Genomic DNA, 17,625 nt, shown 5'->3' with positions numbered 1-17,625 from the left:
AATGGTTGTGCTGAACAAGATCTATACGAAAACCGGAGATGCGGGCGAAACCGCCCTGGGCAATGGCGACCGGGTGGCGAAGTACGCTCTGCGGGTGAATGCCTATGGCACGGTGGATGAAACCAACGCGACCGTTGGCATGGCGCGCCTGCATGCGGATGGCGAGATGGCTGCCCATCTGGCGATGATCCAGAATGATCTGTTCGATCTGGGTGCCGATCTGTGCCGCCCCGATATGGAGAAGGACGCTGACGCTGGCTATAAGGTGCTGCGCATGTCCGACGCGCAGGTCACGCGGCTGGAAACCCAGATCGACGCGATGACAGCAAAGGTCGAACCTTTGCGCAGTTTCGTCCTGCCGGGCGGGTCGGCGCTCGCGGCGCATCTGCATCTGTGCCGGACCGTGTCACGCAGGGCTGAACGGCTGACCGTGGAACTCGCAGGGGTTGAGGCGGTCAATCCGGCGGCGTCGAAATACCTTAACCGCTTGTCGGACTGGTTCTTTCAAGCCTCGCGCATCGCCAATGACGACGGGCGCGCCGATGTGCTGTGGATTCCGGGGGCGAACCGCTGAGGTAGGGGCGGGTGCAATCCCACCTTACTTGACGCGCGCGTCAAGAACGTGGCGTCCCTGACACATCCCGTGTCGATTTTGCACTGTTGTCCCCCGGTTCAAGCCGCTAACAACGTCAGCAGACCAAATGATCAATTTCTATGGGAGAAACGCAGATGAAGGTGCTCGTACCTGTCAAGCGCGTGATCGACTATAACGTGAAGGTCCGCGTCAAGGCGGATGGTTCCGGTGTCGATCTTGCCAATGTCAAAATGTCCATGAACCCTTTCGACGAAATAGCCGTCGAAGAGGCGATTCGCCTGCGCGAGGCAGGCAAGGTCGAAGAGGTTATCGCAGTCTCCATCGGCGTCAAACAGGCGCAGGAAACCCTGCGTACCGCGTTGGCAATGGGTGCCGACCGCGCCATTCTGATCATCGCGACCGATGACGTGCATCAGGACATCGAACCTTTGGCAGTCGCGAAAATTCTTGCCGGTGTGGTCAAGGACGAAAACCCCGGTCTGGTGATCTGCGGCAAACAGGCCATCGACAATGACATGAACGCCACCGGGCAGATGCTGTCTGCGTTGCTGGGCTGGTCGCAGGCGACATTCGCCTCCGAAGTGAACATCGACGGCGATCATGCGACAGTGACGCGTGAAGTTGACGGCGGGTTGCAGACCATCAAGGTCAAGATGCCCACGATCATCAGCGTCGATCTGCGCCTGAACGAACCGCGTTACGCATCCCTGCCGAACATCATGAAGGCCAAGAAAAAGCCTTTGGATGAAAAAACCCCCGCCGATTACGGCGTCGATACCACCCCGCGGCTGAGCGTTGTGAAAACCGTGGAACCCAGCACCCGCAAGGCGGGCATCATCGTGAAATCCGTGGATGAACTGGTCGAGAAACTCAAAGAAGCGGGGGCTGTGTAATGGCCGTTTTGTTGATTGGTGAAGTGACCGATGGCGCATTGGCTGTCGATGCGACCGCAAAGACCGTGATGGCCGTGAAATCCCTGGGCGATGTGACCGTGCTATGTGCGGGCGCTTCGGCCAAAGCCGCTGCTGATGAGGCTGCGAAAATCGACGGCGTGGCCCGTGTGCTGTGTGCCGAAGACGCGGCCCTGGGCCACCGGCTGGCTGAACCGACTGCTGATCTGATCGTGTCGCTGGCCGGTGATTACACCCATATCGCCGCACCCGGCACCACAGATGCGAAAAACGTGATGCCACGCGTCGCCGCCCTGCTTGACGTGATGGTCATTTCCGAGGTGACGGGCATCGTAAATGCCGACACGTTTGAACGTCCGATCTATGCGGGCAACGCGATCCAGACGGTGAAATCATCTGACGCGACCAAGGTGATGACGATCCGCACCGCCGGGTTTGACGCTGCCGGTATGGGTGGGTCTGCTGCGGTTGAAAACATCGCTGCCGCCGGCAACCCCGGCCTGTCGGAATGGGTCGAAGACAAGGTCGCCGCCAGTGACCGGCCAGAGCTGACGTCGGCAGGCGTGGTCGTTTCCGGCGGGCGCGGCGTCGGGTCGGAAGAAAACTTTGCCATGATTGAAAAACTGGCGGACAAGCTGGGTGCTGCTGTCGGTGCGTCGCGCGCTGCTGTGGACAGCGGCTATGCCCCGAACGACTGGCAGGTTGGCCAGACCGGCAAGGTGGTCGCACCCGATCTGTATCTGGCCGTGGGCATTTCCGGTGCGATCCAGCATCTGGCGGGCATGAAAGATAGCAAGATCATCGTCGCGATCAACAAGGACGAAGAAGCGCCGATCTTTCAGGTCGCCGATTTCGGATTGGTCGCGGACCTGTTCGAGGCAGTTCCGGAGCTGACCGGCAAGCTGTGATCTGATGAAAATTGAAAAGGGGCTGGCATTTGCTGGCCCCTTTTGCATTTGGGGCACTGGCCTCCCCGTCGCAGCGACGCGCCTTCGCAATCTGCAGTTGCAGGCCCCATTGTACCGAAGCGGCTTCATCACAACCCGCTCAAGGCGTTGATCAATGCATTTGCCGCTTCGGTGTGGCAGGCCGGGCCAAGCATTTGGCCTGCCGCCTGGTCCTGCGACGCGGGCACCCGCATTCCCACTGTCCCCATCGCCAAAGCATCGGCCGTGGGGGTCACGACCAGTACCTGCCGCACCAAGGGGCCCAACCTGTCGATCATGCTGGCATTGATGAACAACGGGTCAACCTGCAGATGACGCGGCCTTTCAGACCAGACAACATCGTTCAGCGGCGTGTCAGAGAACCATAAAAGCACCGTATCCGGCCCGATCTGGCGCAACATTTGCTGCATCCGCGCCAGCCACGCCTTGCGCAATTCATCGACCACAGCGTCAAAGCGGCTGGCACAGAGGTCGTAAAGATACCCCAGCATGTGGCGGGTAAAGGCGAATTCGACAAAATCAACCTCTGGATAAATCGTCCGGAGCTGGGGGGAGGCGGACAGGAACCGGTCATTGCGCCGCTGATGGACCGTATAAAACCGGTTCGACAGATGATTTGCCCCCATCACCTGCACGACGTTCAGATCGGCTGCCTTGCATATCTGTGTGATTGTCGGGTCGTTCACGAAAACATCGATCCCGCCGTTCACACAGCCAAAATTGATGCAGCGTCGGCCTGTTGCGATCTCGACCAGCGCGGGAAACGGCGTTTCGATATATTTTCCATAGGTGGCGGTCCCGCCCAGAAATGCGATGTAGGGACGATCCAGCGCGCGGCGCGGCCCGCGAAACCAGGTGCGCGACTGGCCATAGCGGCACGGTGTGCAGGGCAGTTCATCCTTGTCTATCGATTCGTAGCGCATCAGCGCCCCTTTCTGCCGGATTTCGGGCAGATTGATGCCGCCGCCTTGCCAAATCGCTAATGATTGGATTTCTGACAAATTTGCTGCATCTGTCTGGCTTGAAGACTGCCTATCGCACGGCCTATGGTGCAGCAGGACGTGTGAAGGAAAAGTCATGGCAATCGAACGTGTGGGCATTGTGGGTGCGGGACAGATGGGAAACGGGATTGCACATGTCTTTGCCGTGGCGGGTTATGATGTGCTGATGACCGATATCAGCGCCGATGCGCTGGCGGCGGCGCTGGCTCAGATCGACCGCAATCTGGAACGTCAGGTCAGCCGCGAGATCATCACCGCCGAGACGAAGGCCGAAGCGATGCGCCGGATCAGTTCCACCCAGACGCTGACCGATCTGGGCGCCACCGACCTGATCATCGAGGCCGCGACCGAGCGCGAAACCATCAAGGCCGCGATTTTCGAAGATCTGGTGCCGCATCTGAAGCCGGATACGATCCTGACCTCGAACACGTCGTCCATATCGATCACGCGGCTGGCGTCGCGCACCGACCGGCCTGAAAAGTTCATGGGATTCCATTTCATGAACCCGGTACCGATCATGCAGCTGGTCGAATTGATCCGAGGGATTGCCACAGACGAACCGACCTTCCGCGCCTGCGAAGAGGTCGTCGGAAAACTAGGCAAGACCAGTACCGCGTCAGAGGATTTTCCCGGTTTCATCGTCAACCGGATACTGATGCCGATGATCAACGAGGCGATCTATACCCTTTATGAAGGTGTCGGATCGGTGCAATCTATCGATACATCGCTGAAACTGGGGGCCAACCATCCGATGGGGCCGCTGGAACTGGCCGATTTCATCGGGCTGGACACCTGCCTTGCGATTATGAACGTGCTGCATGACGGGCTGGCCGATACGAAATACCGCCCCTGCCCGCTGCTGACCAAATATGTCGAGGCTGGCTGGCTGGGCCGCAAGACCAAACGCGGGTTCTATGATTATCGCGGCGATGAACCGGTGCCGACCCGCTGAGGCGGCCCTAATACGGTTTCCTACGGTCAGATCATCGGCGTTCTTTGAGCGCGAGCGTTTCAGTGCGCAGCCACGCCATGAAGGCGCGGGGATCGGATAGCCGGGTTTCAATCTTGTCCTGAGAAAAGGCCGGGCCGATGACAGGTTTATGTGCCTTGCCGCAGGCCCGGCTGATTTCATGGATCAGCAGGCTTTGCCGCAGCGTGGCGGACATGCGGTTGGCGATATTGTAGCAGCGCGAGTTCGAACCGGGGAAGAACAAGGGAACCACCTGCGCACCCGATGTGCGGATCATCTTGGCGGTGAAGACATTCCATTCCCCCTCCTCCGCCGGTCCGAACAAGCTGGATGAAGACGCGACGACGCCAGAAGGGAACAACGCAACCAACCCGCCCTGCCGCAGGTGATCCATTGCCACACGGCGCATTTCCACCATCCTTTGCTGCGCATCCGCCTGATGCGGGAATGGTACAGGGATCATGAACTGCGATGCGTCTTCATCAATTCCGGTCAGGAAGGCGCGGGTCAGGATCCTGTAGTCCGGGCGCACCCTGCCGATAAGTTCGGCCAGAATCATCCCGTCCACCAGACCATGCGGGTGGTTAGCCACCAGCACGACAGGGCCATTGCGTGGGATGTGATCCAACTGATCCTGCGGCGTCAGCAGGTTGATTCCCATCACATCCAGCGCGGCCGACCAGAATTGCTGTCCCGGTTGTCTGCCTTTCGCCTCGAATCTGCGGATCATGCGGATCATCGCGACCTTGCCAGTCAGCCATTCCACCGTCTTAATCACGGCCCGGCGTCCGATGCTGTCAAAGGTGTTGGCATAGGTCAGGCTGCGCCGGTCGTAACGGCGCGGCGGGCTGGCTGCCGGGGTGATGATCGGGCGCTGCCTGGTCAAAAAATCATCCCTGTCCCGCGGCGATGACCGTCAGTCGCCTTCGCCAAATTTATCCGCCACAAGCGCCGTGATCGCAGCAAGCAGTTCCTGCGCCTGCGGGCCACGGGTTTCGACCTCGATCACGGTGCCGATGGACGCGGCCAGCATCAAAAGCCCCATGATGCTGTCGCCGCTGGCGCTTTCGCCATCCTTGCGCACGGTGGCATCGGCGTCGAAACTTTCCACGACCTCGACCAGTTTGGCAGAGGCGCGGGCGTGCAGGCCCTTAATATTCTCGATCTTGAGGGTCGCTGCGTTCATTGGGCAATGCCGCCGTTATGGCTGTTGATATATTTATGCGCTGCGGCAATCGCCGCTTCGACCGCATCGGGCACCGACCTTTTGCGCGATTTGGCCAGTTTGATCAGCATCGGCAGATTGGCCCCATAAAGGATTTTCCGGTTCGCTGGGCTGCAGGCGCGAAGTGACAGGTTGGCGGGCGATCCACCGAACATATCCGTCACGATGATGACACCCGCCCCGGTATCGACCGCATCGGCAGCGTCGCAGATTTCGGCCTGTTTCTGGGCGCGGTCATCCTCAGGCCCGATGGCGATGCTGACCATACCCGATTGGCGCCCCACAACATGTTCGACGGCGGACAGGTATTCCTGCGCCAATCGGCCATGTGCTACGATGACTATTCCGATCAAGCCTGTCTTTCCTTACTGGATAACGTGTCGCGGCGTTCCATCTCTCGGTGACGTTTAGACACATGCCAGCCGTCCTCCGCAAGGGCTTCGGCCATGCATTCAACCAGAGTGACGGAACGATGTTGCCCTCCGGTGCAGCCAAAACCGATGGAAAGGTGGCTTTTGCCCTCATCCTTGTGCGCGGGTAACACTAGATCCACCAGCGCCTTTACCCGCACAAAGAAATCATCGAATCGCGGGTCCGCCCCAACATAGGCCGCCACATCCGCATCCCGCCCGTCACGGGCGCGCAGGGCTTCCTCCCAATGCGGGTTGCGCAGAAACCGGCAGTCGATGACGATATCCATGCCGCGCGGCAGCCCGCGCTTGTAGGAAAACGAATGCAGCGTCACACCCAGATTGCGCCCATCTGGCGTGGCAAACCAATGGCTGATCTCGGCGCGCAGATCATGCGGCGACAGGCCGGTGGTGTCGATCAGCACATCCGCCCGACTGCGCACCGGCACCAGCAGGTCACGTTCCCGCGCGATCCCGGCCAAAGGCGGGCCCGCAGGGGCCAAAGGATGCCGCCTGCGCGTTTCGGAATAGCGTTTGACCAGTTCTTCCTCATCCGCATCCAGATACAGAACCTGCATCACCTGATCGCTGCGCGCCGCCAACTGGTCAATCGTCGCAATCAGCGCGTCAGTCCCGAAATCGCGGTTGCGCACGTCAAGACCCAGCGCCAGCGGGCGGCTGGGGGGCGGTCCATCCAACAACCGCGGCAGCAGCGACAGGGGCAGGTTGTCGATGACCTCATAACCCAGATCCTCCAGCGCGTTGATCGCGGTGGACCGGCCAGCGCCGGACGGGCCGGTCACAAGGACGGTGGTGGGTTGGGTCTGGCGGTCTTCGGTCATCTGTCGCTCCAGCCTGCCTTGAGGATTTGCATGATGATTGCGGCAAAATGTGGCCCTTCGATACGCTTTATCAAGGGAATGTCGCAGCCACAAATCCGTGTCATCCGCAATTCGGGCAGGCGCTGATCCTCTGTCTGGTTCAGATCGACCACCAGATTCACGCACGCCTTTGCCTGAAAATCGGCCTTCAGGATGCCGACACCCCGCGCCTCGATCAGGCCTTCGATGCTGGGTGGGCATTCCGCCAGCAGGCGAACATTATCCGTACGCAACGCGACCCTGTCATCGGCCACCAGCACAAGTCCCAGCGCCATCAATTGCAACGCCAGGGCGGATTTGCCCTGCCCCGCTGCCCCGGTGATCAACACAGCGCTGTCAGCCCAAGCCACGCAGGTGCCGTGGATCACTGTGTTAAACATCACATTTCGTCAAAGCGGCAGACCGACGACAAACCTTGCGCCTGCGGGCTCGGAGGTGATGTCAGCCTCGGTTGGTCGGATGTTTTCGGCCCAGATCACCCCGCCATGCGCCTCGACGATCTGTTTGGAAATCGCAAGACCCAAACCGGAATTATTGCCGAACTGACGTTCGGGGCGTTCGGAATAGAAACGCTGGAAAATCTTCTTCAGCGCCGTTTCCGGGATACCCGGCCCGGTATCTTCGACAACGACCAGCACCCGGTTGTCGCGGCTGCGCGTCCAGACCCGGATCGCGTCACCGCTTTCGCAAAAGGAAATCGCATTGCTGATCAGGTTGACAAAGACCTGCGCCAGCCGCCCTTCCAGCCCGCGCATCGGCATGGGCGTGTCCGGCACATCCGCCATGAAATCGATACCGCGCGCCTTGGCGTCCTGTCCCAGATGGTCAAGCAGATCGCGCAGCATGTGGTTCAGGTCAAAGCTTTCTTCTTCTTCCTTGACCAGTTCACTGTCCAGCCGCGATGCGTTGGAGATATCGCTCACCAGACGGTCCAGTCGACGGACATCGTGTTCGATGATCTCAAGCAGCTTTTCACGCTGGTCGTCGCGTTTCGCGACACGCATCGTGCCCACGGCGGACCGCAGCGAGGCGAGCGGATTCTTGATCTCATGCGAAACATCGGCGGCGAATTGTTCGTTGCTTTCGATCCGGTCGTAAAGGGCCGAGACCATCCCGCGTAAAGCCCCGGACAGGCGGCCGATTTCATCAGGGCGTGCGGTCAGATCCGGAATCCGGACGCGCACTGGGGACATCTTGCGCGCGTTCTTCTGATGGCTGGTTTCCGCGGCAGAGGCCAGGTCGGCCAGCGGATTGGCGATGGTCGACGCCAGCACAAGGCTCAGCCCGATACTGACCGCCATCCCGACAAGAAACAGGCGCAACACTTCTTCGCGACCGCGCCGGACAAGGCGGTCCACCTCGCCCGCGGCGGTGGTCATCGCCACAACGGCGATCGGCGCGCCGTCGCGCAGCACCGGCGTGGTCACGATAAAAAAGGTGCTTCCCGCGACTTCGGAAAACTTCACCTGTGTGCCGTTACGCACGGCATTGCCGACGCTTTCGGCCAGCAATCCGTCCATGACCTGTTGTGCCGATTGCGGATCGCTGCGCTGGAACAGGCCCACGATGCCACCAACGATCGCCCCCAGCGTGTCAATGATCATGGTCTGCCCGACTTGTGCTTCCAGATCTTCGATCTGGCGCGGCGACAGCGGGCCGGTCCGGCGCGCGACAAGTGTCGTATCCGGCGCGAAAACCGACACATCCACACCGCCACGCAGATGCAACTGGTCAAGCGTGGCGGTGGGGTTGATCCCGTCTGCGGTGACCACATCGACCGGCGCTCCGCCGGGCAATTGCGCCTCGAACACATTGGCGATCAACTGGGCTTCGCTGACCAAACCAGATGCGCGTTGATAAACCAGACTTTCACGCGATGAATTGAGATACAGCAGGCCTGCGATCATCAGGATCATCGCGATCAGGTTGAACATGACGATCTTGCGCGCAATCGGCGAATTGCGCATCGCAACCAGACCACGTTTCGGCATCGTGATATATTTGGAACCGTCCCCGGTGGCGTCAGGGTCCACCCAGTCTTCGCCCAACACGACATCGGGCATAGCTGCGGCGCGGCGTACCGATTTCAGGTCGCGCACATCAATCTTTGGGGCCGTCGTCATGCCCTATGCTTCGTTATAACGGTACCCAATGCCATAAAGCGTCTCGATCGCGGAAAACTCGTTATCTGCACTGCGCATTTTTTTGCGCAGCCGTTTGATGTGACTGTCGATTGTCCGGTCATCCACATAAACCTGATCATCATAGGCCACATCCATCAGTTGGTCACGGCTTTTGACAAAACCCGGACGTTGCGCCAGCGCCTGTAGCAATAAGAACTCGGTCACGGTCAGCGATACGTCCTGACCTTTCCATTTTACCGCATGACGCAAAGGGTCCATGACCAGATCGCCGCGCACCATGACCTTTGTCTCTTCGGTTTCTTCGATTACCTCGCCGGCAATCGCATCCTGGCGGCGTAAAAGCGCGCGGATCCGTTCCACCAGCAGGCGTTGCGAAAAAGATTTCTTGACGTAATCGTCCGCCCCCATGCGCAGGCCGAGCACCTCGTCGATTTCGTCATCCTTGGATGTCAGAAAAATGATCGGAATGGATGTCTTTTGCCGCAGCCGCTGCAACAAGTCCATGCCATCCATGCGCGGCATCTTGATATCCAGAACGGCAAGATCCGGCATCCGCTTGGTAAAGGCATCAAGGGCGGACTGACCATCGCTATAAGTTTCCACCTCGAAGCCTTCAGCCTCCAGAGTCATCGACACAGAGGTCAGAATGTTCCGGTCATCATCAACGAGTGCGATCCTCGGCATCAGCGGTTTGCCCCTCTCATTATGGCCAGCTTTCAAAGGTTTAATGAAGTGTCAGCCTTTTATCTAGGCGAATCAATCCCCAAAGAAAATTTGGCCTTAGTTTCGCCATAATCGCTTCAAAATTACCATGCTATGCCTGAAGTGTCATGGTCGGGCAAATTGGTTGCGCTAACATCCATTTGGTTGCGCTAACGTCCGCAAACCGGACTTTCCGGTTCGCAAAGCTTGGTGGTATGGGAAGAGACCGCCGGTCATTCCGACCGTATCACATAGGAGCGAACCCATGGACCAAGGAACGGTCAACCCGCAGATGAAACTTGAGCATCAAGGCATCACAGGGCTGGGTTATGTCTATTACAACAGTTCTGAATTCGAATTGCATGACGCGGCCATTGCCGCAGGTGAAGGCGTCACTGGCAAAGGCGGTAGCCTGCTGGTCACGACCGGCAAACATACGGGCCGTTCTCCCAAGGATAAATTTGTCGTCCGCACCCCATTGGTCGAAGATACGATCTGGTGGGATAATAACGCCCCGATGGCTGCTGATGCGTTCGACGTGCTTCATGCCGATATGCTGGCGCATATGCGCGGCGGCACCTATCACGTGCAGGACCTGTTCGGCGGCGCAGATCCGGCATATCGTCTGGATGTGCGGGTGGTGACGGAACTGGCATGGCACGGGCTGTTCATCCGTCACCTGCTGCGACGCCCAGATGCGGCGGAACTGGCGGGTTTCACGCCTGAATTTACCATCATCAACTGCCCGACCTTCAAGGCCGATCCAGCCAAACATGGCTGCCGAACCGAAACCGTGATCGCACTGAACTTTGACAAAAAGCTGATCCTGATCGGCGGCACTGAATACGCGGGCGAGAACAAGAAATCCGTCTTTACCCTGCTGAACTACCTGTTGCCCGAAAAAGGCATCATGCCGATGCATTGCAGCGCCAATCATGCGCCGGGCAATCCCGTGGATACCGCTGTCTTCTTTGGCCTGTCCGGCACCGGCAAGACGACGTTGTCCGCCGACCCGGCCCGCGTGCTGATCGGGGACGACGAACATGGCTGGTCGGATCGCGGCACCTTCAATTTTGAAGGGGGCTGCTATGCCAAGACCATCAACCTGAGCGCCGAGGCCGAACCAGATATCTACGCCACCTGTTTCAAGCCCCATACCGTGATTGAAAACATGGTCTTCGATCCTGAAACGATGGAACTGGATTTCGAGGATGACAGCCTGACCGCCAATATGCGCTGCGCCTATCCGCTGAAATACATCGCGAATGCGTCGGACAGTGCTTTAGGCGGGCATCCCAAGAATATCATCATGCTGACCTGCGATGCGTTCGGCGTGCTGCCACCCATCGCGCGGCTGACACCGGCGCAGGCCATGTATCACTTCCTTTCAGGCTTCACGTCCAAGGTGGCAGGGACCGAACGCGGTGTAACCGAGCCGGAACCGACCTTCAGCACCTGTTTCGGCGCGCCTTTCATGCCACGCAGGCCAGAGGTTTATGGCAACCTGCTCCGGTCCAAGATCGCTAGCCACGGCGCAACCTGCTGGCTGGTGAACACTGGCTGGACCGGCGGCGCCTATGGCACCGGATCGCGGATGCCGATCAAGGCGACCCGCGCCTTGCTGGCGGCCGCACTGGACGGGACCTTGATCGAAAGCACCTTCCGCAAAGACCCGAATTTCGGCTTTGACGTGCCGGTTTCGGTGGATGGTCTGGATTCGCACCTGCTGAACCCGCGTGCCACATGGTCTGATCCTGCCGCCTATGACGCGCAGGCAGCCAAGCTGGTTGCGATGTTCAGCGATAATTTCGCAAAATACGTGCCCTTCATCGATGAAGATGTAAAAGCGGCAGCTATCGGCTGATTGGGTCAGGTGGAACCTGTTCCACCTGACCCCCTGCTCGACACTGCGGCGTAGCGGGGTATAGTCGCGCTATGCGCATGATCCTCCCGCTCTTTTTTTTGTCGCCCCTTGCCGGGGCAGCGCAGACAGATGACGATGTGGTCAGCCCGTCCATCGCCGCGCTGACCGCCGGGGTGGTCTGCGGCCCGCCTGTCATCGGGACCAGCCCCGCGCCGGACACGATCGCAGGCAGCACCCATATCGTGGCAGAAGACCCACCATTCATTGCTGAAATACGCCAGGTGCCTGCCGTGCTTGGCATCGGGTTCGGGGTAAAGGCGCAAGCGGCCAACCCTGATGGGCTGTCCGGCGTGACCATGACCGTAACGCATCCCCCGATGGGCGATACCCGCGTCACGCAGCAAAGCTACGTCACATGGATCAGCGGCGACGATCCGTCGATGACCTTTTACCAGTTTGACGAAGACTACGAGCGCGTGACCGGCACCTGGACCTTCACCGCGAGCCACGCGGACGAGGCCTTGTTCACTGTCAGTTTCGATGTGGTTCCACCCGAGGCGCTGCCCGGACTGGCAGAGGCTTGCGGCTATCTCGACCTGCTGTCCTGACGCTGACCGGGGGCGTTTGCACCACGAAAGATCGACAGGCTCAGCCCATCACCCCGCGCCGGATCAGGTTGGCGCCCGCGATCACCAGCACCCACAGTGTCACTTTACGAAACCTGTCGGGATCGAAACGATCACCCAGTTTGAACCCCAGCCACATCCCCAGCAAGCCCGGCACGACCAGCGCCGCCGAAAACGGCCATGTCTGCGCGTTCAGCACACCCGACTGGACATGGCCCATGAACAGCATCACCGAACCCAGCCCATAGATCACGCCCTGCACCGACATCTGCCTGTCACGCGGCGTGCCAAGCGCCAGCAGATACAGCACCGTCGGCGGCCCCCAAGTTCCCGTCAGCCCACCCAATATGCCCGAGAATATCCCAGCCGCCCATTCAAACGCGCGCCGCAGATGCGCGGGAATGATAGGCCGCCAGCCCGCGATCTGGATCAGACACAGCGCCACCACGGGCACGCCCAGCACGATAAACAGCGTATCGGTCGGAATCAGGCGCAGAAACTGCGCCGAGACCAGAATCATCACGCAGACCAGCACGATATAGCGCCAGTGTTCGATCACCGCCTCGCGCGCCTGCCCCATGCCGGCGCGTCCGACCTGCCAGACGTTGCTGACCACGATCGGCAGCACGATTCCCGCGATGATCAGTTCCGGCGCAATGGCGATCCCCATGCCCGAGATCATGATCAGCGGCATGGCAAAGCCGACGGCCCCTTTGACGAACCCGCCAAGCAAGGTGACCAGACAGGCAAAAGCGAATAATTCGGGCGTGATGACGCTGAAGATATATGACATGCTGTGTCTTTAGGCTGTTTCCCGCCCCTGCGCATCACGAAATCGCGTGCGACATTTTCATTCACACGCGTGTCAATTTATGAATTAATATTGCGCTGCAACTGCAAAGTGTTTATCTCTGCACCTGCAAATTGGTTGGAGAGACGCCATGCCACATGACGGACAGGATATTCACATGACCAAAGGTCCGATCCTCGCTGATCTGCTGGACCTGACAGGCGCGGCCTTGCCCGCCGTGGACAAGGTGCTGAACCTTGCCAAGGCCGCCGTGCGCGCCAAAGTCAATGTGGACGGCCGTGTCAGCGCCAAGATGATCGACAAACATCAAACTGCCGCCCACGGCCTTGCCTGGCTGGCGACCTATGCCCAATCCCTGACCCAGATGCAGGGCTGGGCCGAACGGCTTCAGGCGGATGGCAAATTCGGTGAGGTGGAACAGCTGATCCATCAGATCGCCTTTGGTGAATACCTTTGGCAGATCTACGGCGGCATCCCGATGAGCCAGAATGAAATTGCCCGACCGCAGGACATCGGCCTGTCCCAAGACGACATGCGCGCAATGATGATCCCTGCTGTGATGACGCTGACCGAAAGGGGCAACACACAGGACGCGAGAATGCGCCTTGTCGCGCTGATGCAGGATCAATCCGCCAATCTGACCGTAGGCGCGTCCGGGCTGGATGACGAGCTGGAAATGATCCGCGAACAATTTCGCCGCTTTTCTTTGGAAAAGGTCGAACCCCATGCACATGACTGGCACCTCAAGGACGAATTGATCCCCCTGGCGATCATCGACGAGATGGCGGAAATGGGCGTTTTCGGCCTGACCATTCCCGAAGAATACGGCGGTTTCGGCCTGTCCAAAGCGTCGATGTGCGTGGTGTCAGAGGAATTGGCGCGCGGCTATATCGGCGTCGGCTCTCTGGCCACACGCACCGAAATCGCCGCCGAACTGATCCTGTGTGGCGGCACGGAAGAACAGAAACAGTACTGGCTGCCGGGCCTTGCCTCTGCTGAAATCCTGCCGACAGCGGTGTTCACCGAGCCAAATACCGGGTCCGACCTTGGATCACTGCGCACCCGCGCGGTGAAAAGCGGCGATGATTGGGAAATCACCGGCAACAAGACGTGGATCACCCACGCCACCCGCACCCATGTGATGACCCTGCTGGCGCGTACCGATCCGGCGACCACAGATTACAGCGGGCTTTCGATGTTTCTGGCCGAAAAGACCCCCGGCACCGAAGATGACCCCTTTCCCACCGAAGGTATGACCGGTGGCGAGATCGAGGTGCTGGGCTATCGCGGCATGAAGGAATATGAACTCGCCTTCGACGGCTTCATGGTCAAGGGCGACAACCTGCTGGGCGGCGAAAGCGGCAAGGGGTTCAAGCAATTGATGCAAACCTTCGAATCCGCGCGCATTCAGACCGCCGCCCGCGCGGTGGGTGTCGCGCAATCGGCGTTGGATGTGGGCATGCAATACGCACAGGACCGCAAGCAATTCGGCGCTGCGCTGATCGATTTCCCCCGTGTCGCAGGCAAGCTGGCCATGATGGCGGTCGAGATCGCCGTCGCGCGCCAACTGACCTATTTTTCTGCCCATGAAAAAGATAACGACCGGCGCTGCGATCTGGAGGCCGGAATGGCCAAATTGCTCGGCGCGCGTGTCGCATGGGCCTGCGCTGACAATGCGCTGCAAATCCACGGCGGCAACGGTTTCGCGCTGGAATACAAGATCAGCCGGATCCTTTGCGATGCGCGCATCCTGAACATCTTTGAAGGGGCCGCAGAAATTCAGGCACAGGTGATTGCGCGGCGGGTGCTGGGGTAACTTGTCTGCGGCCCGCGCGCTTGATAAGGGCCTGCAAATGACAAAGGAACCCGCCATGCCATCGATTGTCCTGCTGACGGGTGCCTCCGGCTATATCGCCAAACACATCGCATTGCAGTTGTTGCAGGCGGGCTATCATGTTCGCGGCACGGTCCGGGACCTTGCGCGCGGGGCAGAGATCCGCGCCGCACTCGCCCCGCATATCGCGGATCTTGACGCCCGGCTGGATTTCGTGAAGGTCGATCTGACCTGCGATGACGGCTGGACCGCCGCGCTGACGGGTGTCGATGTGCTGATGCACACGGCATCGCCCTTTCCGATCACCCAGCCTGACAATGCCGATGATCTGATCCGCCCCGCCGTGGACGGCACATTGCGCGCCCTGCGTGCAGCACATGCGGCGGGCGTTACACGCGTGATCATGACATCCTCGACCGCCGCGATCAGCGGATCATCTTTGCCATCGGGCGATGTGTCCTACGACGAGACCAACTGGACCGACCCAGATGATCCCACGATCACCGCCTATACCAGATCCAAAACATTGGCCGAAATGGCCGCCTGGAATTTCATCGCGAATGAAGCCCCCGAATTGCGGCTGACAGTCATCAACCCCGGCTTTGTTGTCGGTGCGCCGCTCGACGTGCGCTATGGCAGTTCGGTCGGCGTCATTGCCCGGATTTTGCGGCGCAAGGACCCGATGCTGCCCAATTTCGGCTTCGCCGCCGTCGATGTGCAGGATGTCGCGGAACTGCATGTCCGCGTGATCGACCAGCCCGGCACCCATGGACAAAGGATCATGGCGGTGGACCGTTTCATCTGGTTCACGGAAATGGCGCAGGCGATCAAAGCGGCCTATCCCGCCCGGCGCATCGTCACGCGGGTCGCCCCTGATTTCATCGTGCGTCTTCTGGCAAGGTTCGACCCGGCGGTCCGCACCATCGTGCCATCGCTTGGAAGACAGGACAGAATGGACAACAGCCGCGCGATGGCCACATTGGGACGCGGGATGCGGCAGGTGAACAAATCCGTGGTGGCGACAGCGGCCTGGCTGATCGATAACAAACGGGTCTAAGCCTCCAACCGCAGGATCGCATCGATCAAACGCGCGCGCGCCGCCGGCATCGGGCGATCCCCCAATCCCTTGATCAGGCGGTTTTCGATAAAAAATCCGGTGGTTCCCAAGGCCTTGGCAATTTCCGCGCCGGATGCATCGCCCTTGCCCGCAAGCACCGGCGGCAAGGGCAGCAGACGGTCCGCCCAGACACCCGCCGCATCGCGGCTGACCGCGCGGCCCGACTTGGGGGAGACAAAGGCCAGATCCTCATTCACCCCGCTTGCCGCGCAGGCCGACAGGTCCATCCCGAACCCCATCTCCTCCAACAATGCCTGTTCCCATCGCAGATATGCCAAAGGCCAGACATCGGGCTGACCCAGCAAATCCAGCAAAGATATGGTGCGATGATAAAGCGGCAGATGCGCCTCGCGTTCCGGCAGGACCATCACCAGCAGCGCGCAGACCGCATTCAGCCCCGCGAGCGACAGCCGGTCGCCCATCGCCGCAGCAGACCGCGACCGGACAGGTTCCACCGCAAATGACCCCAGATGATCATCCAGCCGCGCCGACCAGCTGACCGTGACCTGCGCCCCGGGTTGCAACACAGGCGCTATCTTGCGGCTGGTCCCGCCGCGCACGACGCCTGCGTGACGCCCATGCACCGGGCTGAACACCTCAATAATCGCCGATGTCTCACCAAAGGCGCGGACAGACAATACCGCCGCCTCATCCCGCCAGGTGATCATCTAGACCCCCAGCTTCTTTTTTCCAAGAATACTCCCGCCGGCGGCATCAAAGTCATTTTAACCCATCTTCATCCAAAAGATGCCGCCCCTGCCGGTCCTCGACCTCGATCACCCAGAGGTCAGGATCAAAGCTGCATTGGCGCTGGATCGAGAGATCAACATCCGCCTCACCGCCTTCGGCCAGAACGACCCATTGGCGCTCGCCGGTCATCAGATCGAAACTGCGCTGATAACAACAGGCGCGCCCGTCCAGCGTATTGAGCTTGACCATGACAGCCCCCGCCGTCGCATCGCCACGCGCCACGACAAAGGCCGGAATCGCCGCCAGACGGAGGCGGGTCAGATAGGCCGACACCCAGATGTCGGCGGTCAATCTCATGTATTGCCGTCTTTGAAATCCAACCCCATTTCGGAATAGCGCTCTTTTTCCTCAAGCCAGTTTGGGCGGACCTTGACCTGCAGAAACAGATGCACCGGTCGCCCCACAAATTCCATGATCTCGGCGCGGGCGGCCTGACTGACGGCCTTGATCGTCTCGCCGCCCTTGCCCAACACGATCCCCTTGTGGCCATCACGCGCGACATAGATCAGCTGGTCGATCCGGGCCGATCCGTCGGGGCGTTCTTCCCAATTCTCGGTCTCGACCGTCAGCTCATAGGGCAGTTCCTGATGCAGCCGCAGTGTCAGCTTTTCGCGGGTCATTTCGGCGGCAATCATGCGCATTGGCAGATCGGCAATCTGATCTTCGGGGTAAAGCCACGGACCTTCCGGCACCTGTTCGACCAGCCAGGCGCGCAAAGCATCACAGCCATGGCCACGCTCAGCGGAAATCATGAAGGTCTCGGCAAAGGGAAACGCCTCGTTCATGTCGCGTGTCAGGGCAAGCAGGCCTTCGGATTTCACCTTGTCGATCTTGTTG

20 protein-coding genes are annotated in these 17,625 nt (G+C 59.8%); 8 read left to right on the top strand and 12 right to left on the bottom strand.

The window, feature by feature from the left end; all coding sequences use genetic code 11:
* Position 1: 1 nt before the first annotated feature.
* From ACK4TM_RS09625 to ACK4TM_RS09615, 3 genes are all read left to right on the top strand, one after another.
* Positions 2 to 574 carry a cob(I)yrinic acid a,c-diamide adenosyltransferase gene (locus ACK4TM_RS09625; RefSeq protein WP_409700339.1) on the top strand — a complete coding sequence of 191 codons (573 nt, stop codon included), beginning with the start codon at positions 2 to 4 and terminating at the stop codon, positions 572 to 574.
* A gap of 155 nt (positions 575 to 729) precedes the next feature.
* Positions 730 to 1,488 carry an electron transfer flavoprotein subunit beta/FixA family protein gene (locus tag ACK4TM_RS09620; protein WP_409700336.1) on the top strand — a complete coding sequence of 253 codons (759 nt, stop codon included), beginning with the start codon at positions 730 to 732 and terminating at the stop codon, positions 1,486 to 1,488.
* Positions 1,488 to 2,414 (top strand): electron transfer flavoprotein subunit alpha/FixB family protein, encoded by a 927-nt coding sequence (locus ACK4TM_RS09615; RefSeq protein ID WP_409700333.1) that lies wholly within the window; start codon positions 1,488 to 1,490, stop codon positions 2,412 to 2,414. The genes ACK4TM_RS09620 and ACK4TM_RS09615 overlap by 1 nt, the downstream gene beginning before the upstream one ends.
* A 128-nt stretch (positions 2,415 to 2,542) precedes the next feature.
* Here the strand turns inward: ACK4TM_RS09615 and ACK4TM_RS09610 are convergent, their stop codons facing one another.
* Positions 2,543 to 3,376 carry a DUF6473 family protein gene (locus tag ACK4TM_RS09610; RefSeq protein WP_409700330.1) on the bottom strand — a complete coding sequence of 278 codons (834 nt, stop codon included), beginning with the start codon at positions 3,374 to 3,376 and terminating at the stop codon, positions 2,543 to 2,545.
* A 154-nt stretch (positions 3,377 to 3,530) separates the two neighbouring features.
* Here ACK4TM_RS09610 and ACK4TM_RS09605 point away from each other — a divergent pair, with 154 nt between their 5' ends.
* A complete protein-coding gene (locus ACK4TM_RS09605; protein ID WP_409700327.1) occupies positions 3,531 to 4,406 on the top strand; it encodes a 3-hydroxybutyryl-CoA dehydrogenase in 876 nt (291 codons plus the stop codon).
* Positions 4,407 to 4,437: 31 nt separating this feature from the next.
* On the opposite strand, the gene ACK4TM_RS09600 is transcribed toward ACK4TM_RS09605, so the two are convergent.
* From ACK4TM_RS09600 to ACK4TM_RS09570, 7 genes are read right to left on the bottom strand one after another with little or no spacing between them, the layout of a single operon-like run.
* Positions 4,438 to 5,310 (bottom strand): lysophospholipid acyltransferase family protein, encoded by an 873-nt coding sequence (locus tag ACK4TM_RS09600; RefSeq protein ID WP_409700324.1) that lies wholly within the window; start codon positions 5,308 to 5,310, stop codon positions 4,438 to 4,440.
* Between the two features lie 30 nt (positions 5,311 to 5,340).
* Positions 5,341 to 5,610, bottom strand: a complete 270-nt coding sequence (locus ACK4TM_RS09595) for an HPr family phosphocarrier protein (protein ID WP_409700321.1) — start codon at positions 5,608 to 5,610, stop codon at positions 5,341 to 5,343.
* Positions 5,607 to 6,002: a PTS sugar transporter subunit IIA gene (locus ACK4TM_RS09590; RefSeq protein WP_409700318.1), complete on the bottom strand. Its 396-nt coding sequence runs from the start codon at positions 6,000 to 6,002 to the stop codon at positions 5,607 to 5,609. Before ACK4TM_RS09590 ends, ACK4TM_RS09595 begins: the two co-directional genes overlap by 4 nt.
* On the bottom strand, positions 5,999 to 6,901 hold the full coding sequence (gene rapZ / locus ACK4TM_RS09585) for an RNase adapter RapZ (RefSeq protein WP_409700315.1): 903 nt from the start codon (positions 6,899 to 6,901) through the stop codon (positions 5,999 to 6,001). The genes ACK4TM_RS09590 and rapZ overlap by 4 nt, the downstream gene beginning before the upstream one ends.
* On the bottom strand, positions 6,898 to 7,320 hold the full coding sequence (locus ACK4TM_RS09580; RefSeq protein ID WP_409700312.1) for an HPr kinase/phosphorylase: 423 nt from the start codon (positions 7,318 to 7,320) through the stop codon (positions 6,898 to 6,900). Before ACK4TM_RS09580 ends, rapZ begins: the two co-directional genes overlap by 4 nt.
* 9 nt (positions 7,321 to 7,329) lie before the next feature.
* Positions 7,330 to 9,063: a sensor histidine kinase gene (locus ACK4TM_RS09575; RefSeq protein ID WP_409700309.1), complete on the bottom strand. Its 1,734-nt coding sequence runs from the start codon at positions 9,061 to 9,063 to the stop codon at positions 7,330 to 7,332.
* Positions 9,064 to 9,066: 3 nt separating this feature from the next.
* The gene (locus ACK4TM_RS09570) at positions 9,067 to 9,768 is read right to left on the bottom strand and encodes a response regulator transcription factor (protein WP_409700306.1); all 702 of its coding nucleotides are present in this window, start codon (positions 9,766 to 9,768) and stop codon (positions 9,067 to 9,069) included.
* A 283-nt stretch (positions 9,769 to 10,051) separates the two neighbouring features.
* On the opposite strand from ACK4TM_RS09570, the gene ACK4TM_RS09565 reads away from it, so the two are divergent.
* Together ACK4TM_RS09565 and ACK4TM_RS09560 are read left to right on the top strand one after the other, a co-directional pair.
* Complete coding sequence (locus ACK4TM_RS09565; protein WP_409700302.1) at positions 10,052 to 11,650, top strand: phosphoenolpyruvate carboxykinase; 1,599 nt, start codon at positions 10,052 to 10,054, stop codon at positions 11,648 to 11,650.
* Positions 11,651 to 11,727: 77 nt separating this feature from the next.
* Positions 11,728 to 12,258, top strand: coding sequence for a DUF3859 domain-containing protein (locus tag ACK4TM_RS09560; RefSeq protein ID WP_409700299.1), 531 nt, complete (start codon positions 11,728 to 11,730; stop codon positions 12,256 to 12,258).
* A 40-nt stretch (positions 12,259 to 12,298) separates the two neighbouring features.
* Here ACK4TM_RS09560 and ACK4TM_RS09555 read toward each other — a convergent pair whose 3' ends face one another.
* Positions 12,299 to 13,069, bottom strand: a complete 771-nt coding sequence (locus ACK4TM_RS09555; protein ID WP_409700296.1) for a sulfite exporter TauE/SafE family protein — start codon at positions 13,067 to 13,069, stop codon at positions 12,299 to 12,301.
* A gap of 148 nt (positions 13,070 to 13,217) precedes the next feature.
* Here ACK4TM_RS09555 and ACK4TM_RS09550 point away from each other — a divergent pair, with 148 nt between their 5' ends.
* Both ACK4TM_RS09550 and ACK4TM_RS09545 read left to right on the top strand, forming a co-directional pair.
* Positions 13,218 to 14,903 carry an acyl-CoA dehydrogenase family protein gene (locus ACK4TM_RS09550; RefSeq protein ID WP_409700293.1) on the top strand — a complete coding sequence of 562 codons (1,686 nt, stop codon included), beginning with the start codon at positions 13,218 to 13,220 and terminating at the stop codon, positions 14,901 to 14,903.
* Between the two features lie 55 nt (positions 14,904 to 14,958).
* Positions 14,959 to 15,978 carry an NAD-dependent epimerase/dehydratase family protein gene (locus tag ACK4TM_RS09545; RefSeq protein ID WP_409700290.1) on the top strand — a complete coding sequence of 340 codons (1,020 nt, stop codon included), beginning with the start codon at positions 14,959 to 14,961 and terminating at the stop codon, positions 15,976 to 15,978.
* Here the strand turns inward: ACK4TM_RS09545 and recO are convergent.
* The 3 genes from recO to ACK4TM_RS09530 all read right to left on the bottom strand — a co-directional run.
* Complete coding sequence (recO, locus tag ACK4TM_RS09540; RefSeq protein WP_409700287.1) at positions 15,975 to 16,706, bottom strand: DNA repair protein RecO; 732 nt, start codon at positions 16,704 to 16,706, stop codon at positions 15,975 to 15,977. The genes ACK4TM_RS09545 and recO overlap by 4 nt on opposite strands.
* A gap of 52 nt (positions 16,707 to 16,758) precedes the next feature.
* Positions 16,759 to 17,085, bottom strand: a complete 327-nt coding sequence (locus tag ACK4TM_RS09535; protein WP_409700284.1) for a DUF1491 family protein — start codon at positions 17,083 to 17,085, stop codon at positions 16,759 to 16,761.
* Positions 17,082 to 17,625 (bottom strand): GTPase Era (locus ACK4TM_RS09530; RefSeq protein WP_409700281.1); only part of this gene is annotated, 544 nt, incomplete at its 5' end. The genes ACK4TM_RS09535 and ACK4TM_RS09530, both read right to left, overlap by 4 nt.

Source organism: Yoonia sp. (genome assembly GCF_046292185.1).
Taxonomy (GTDB): domain Bacteria; phylum Pseudomonadota; class Alphaproteobacteria; order Rhodobacterales; family Rhodobacteraceae; genus Yoonia.
This window is presented reverse-complemented; position numbering and strand designations above follow the sequence as displayed.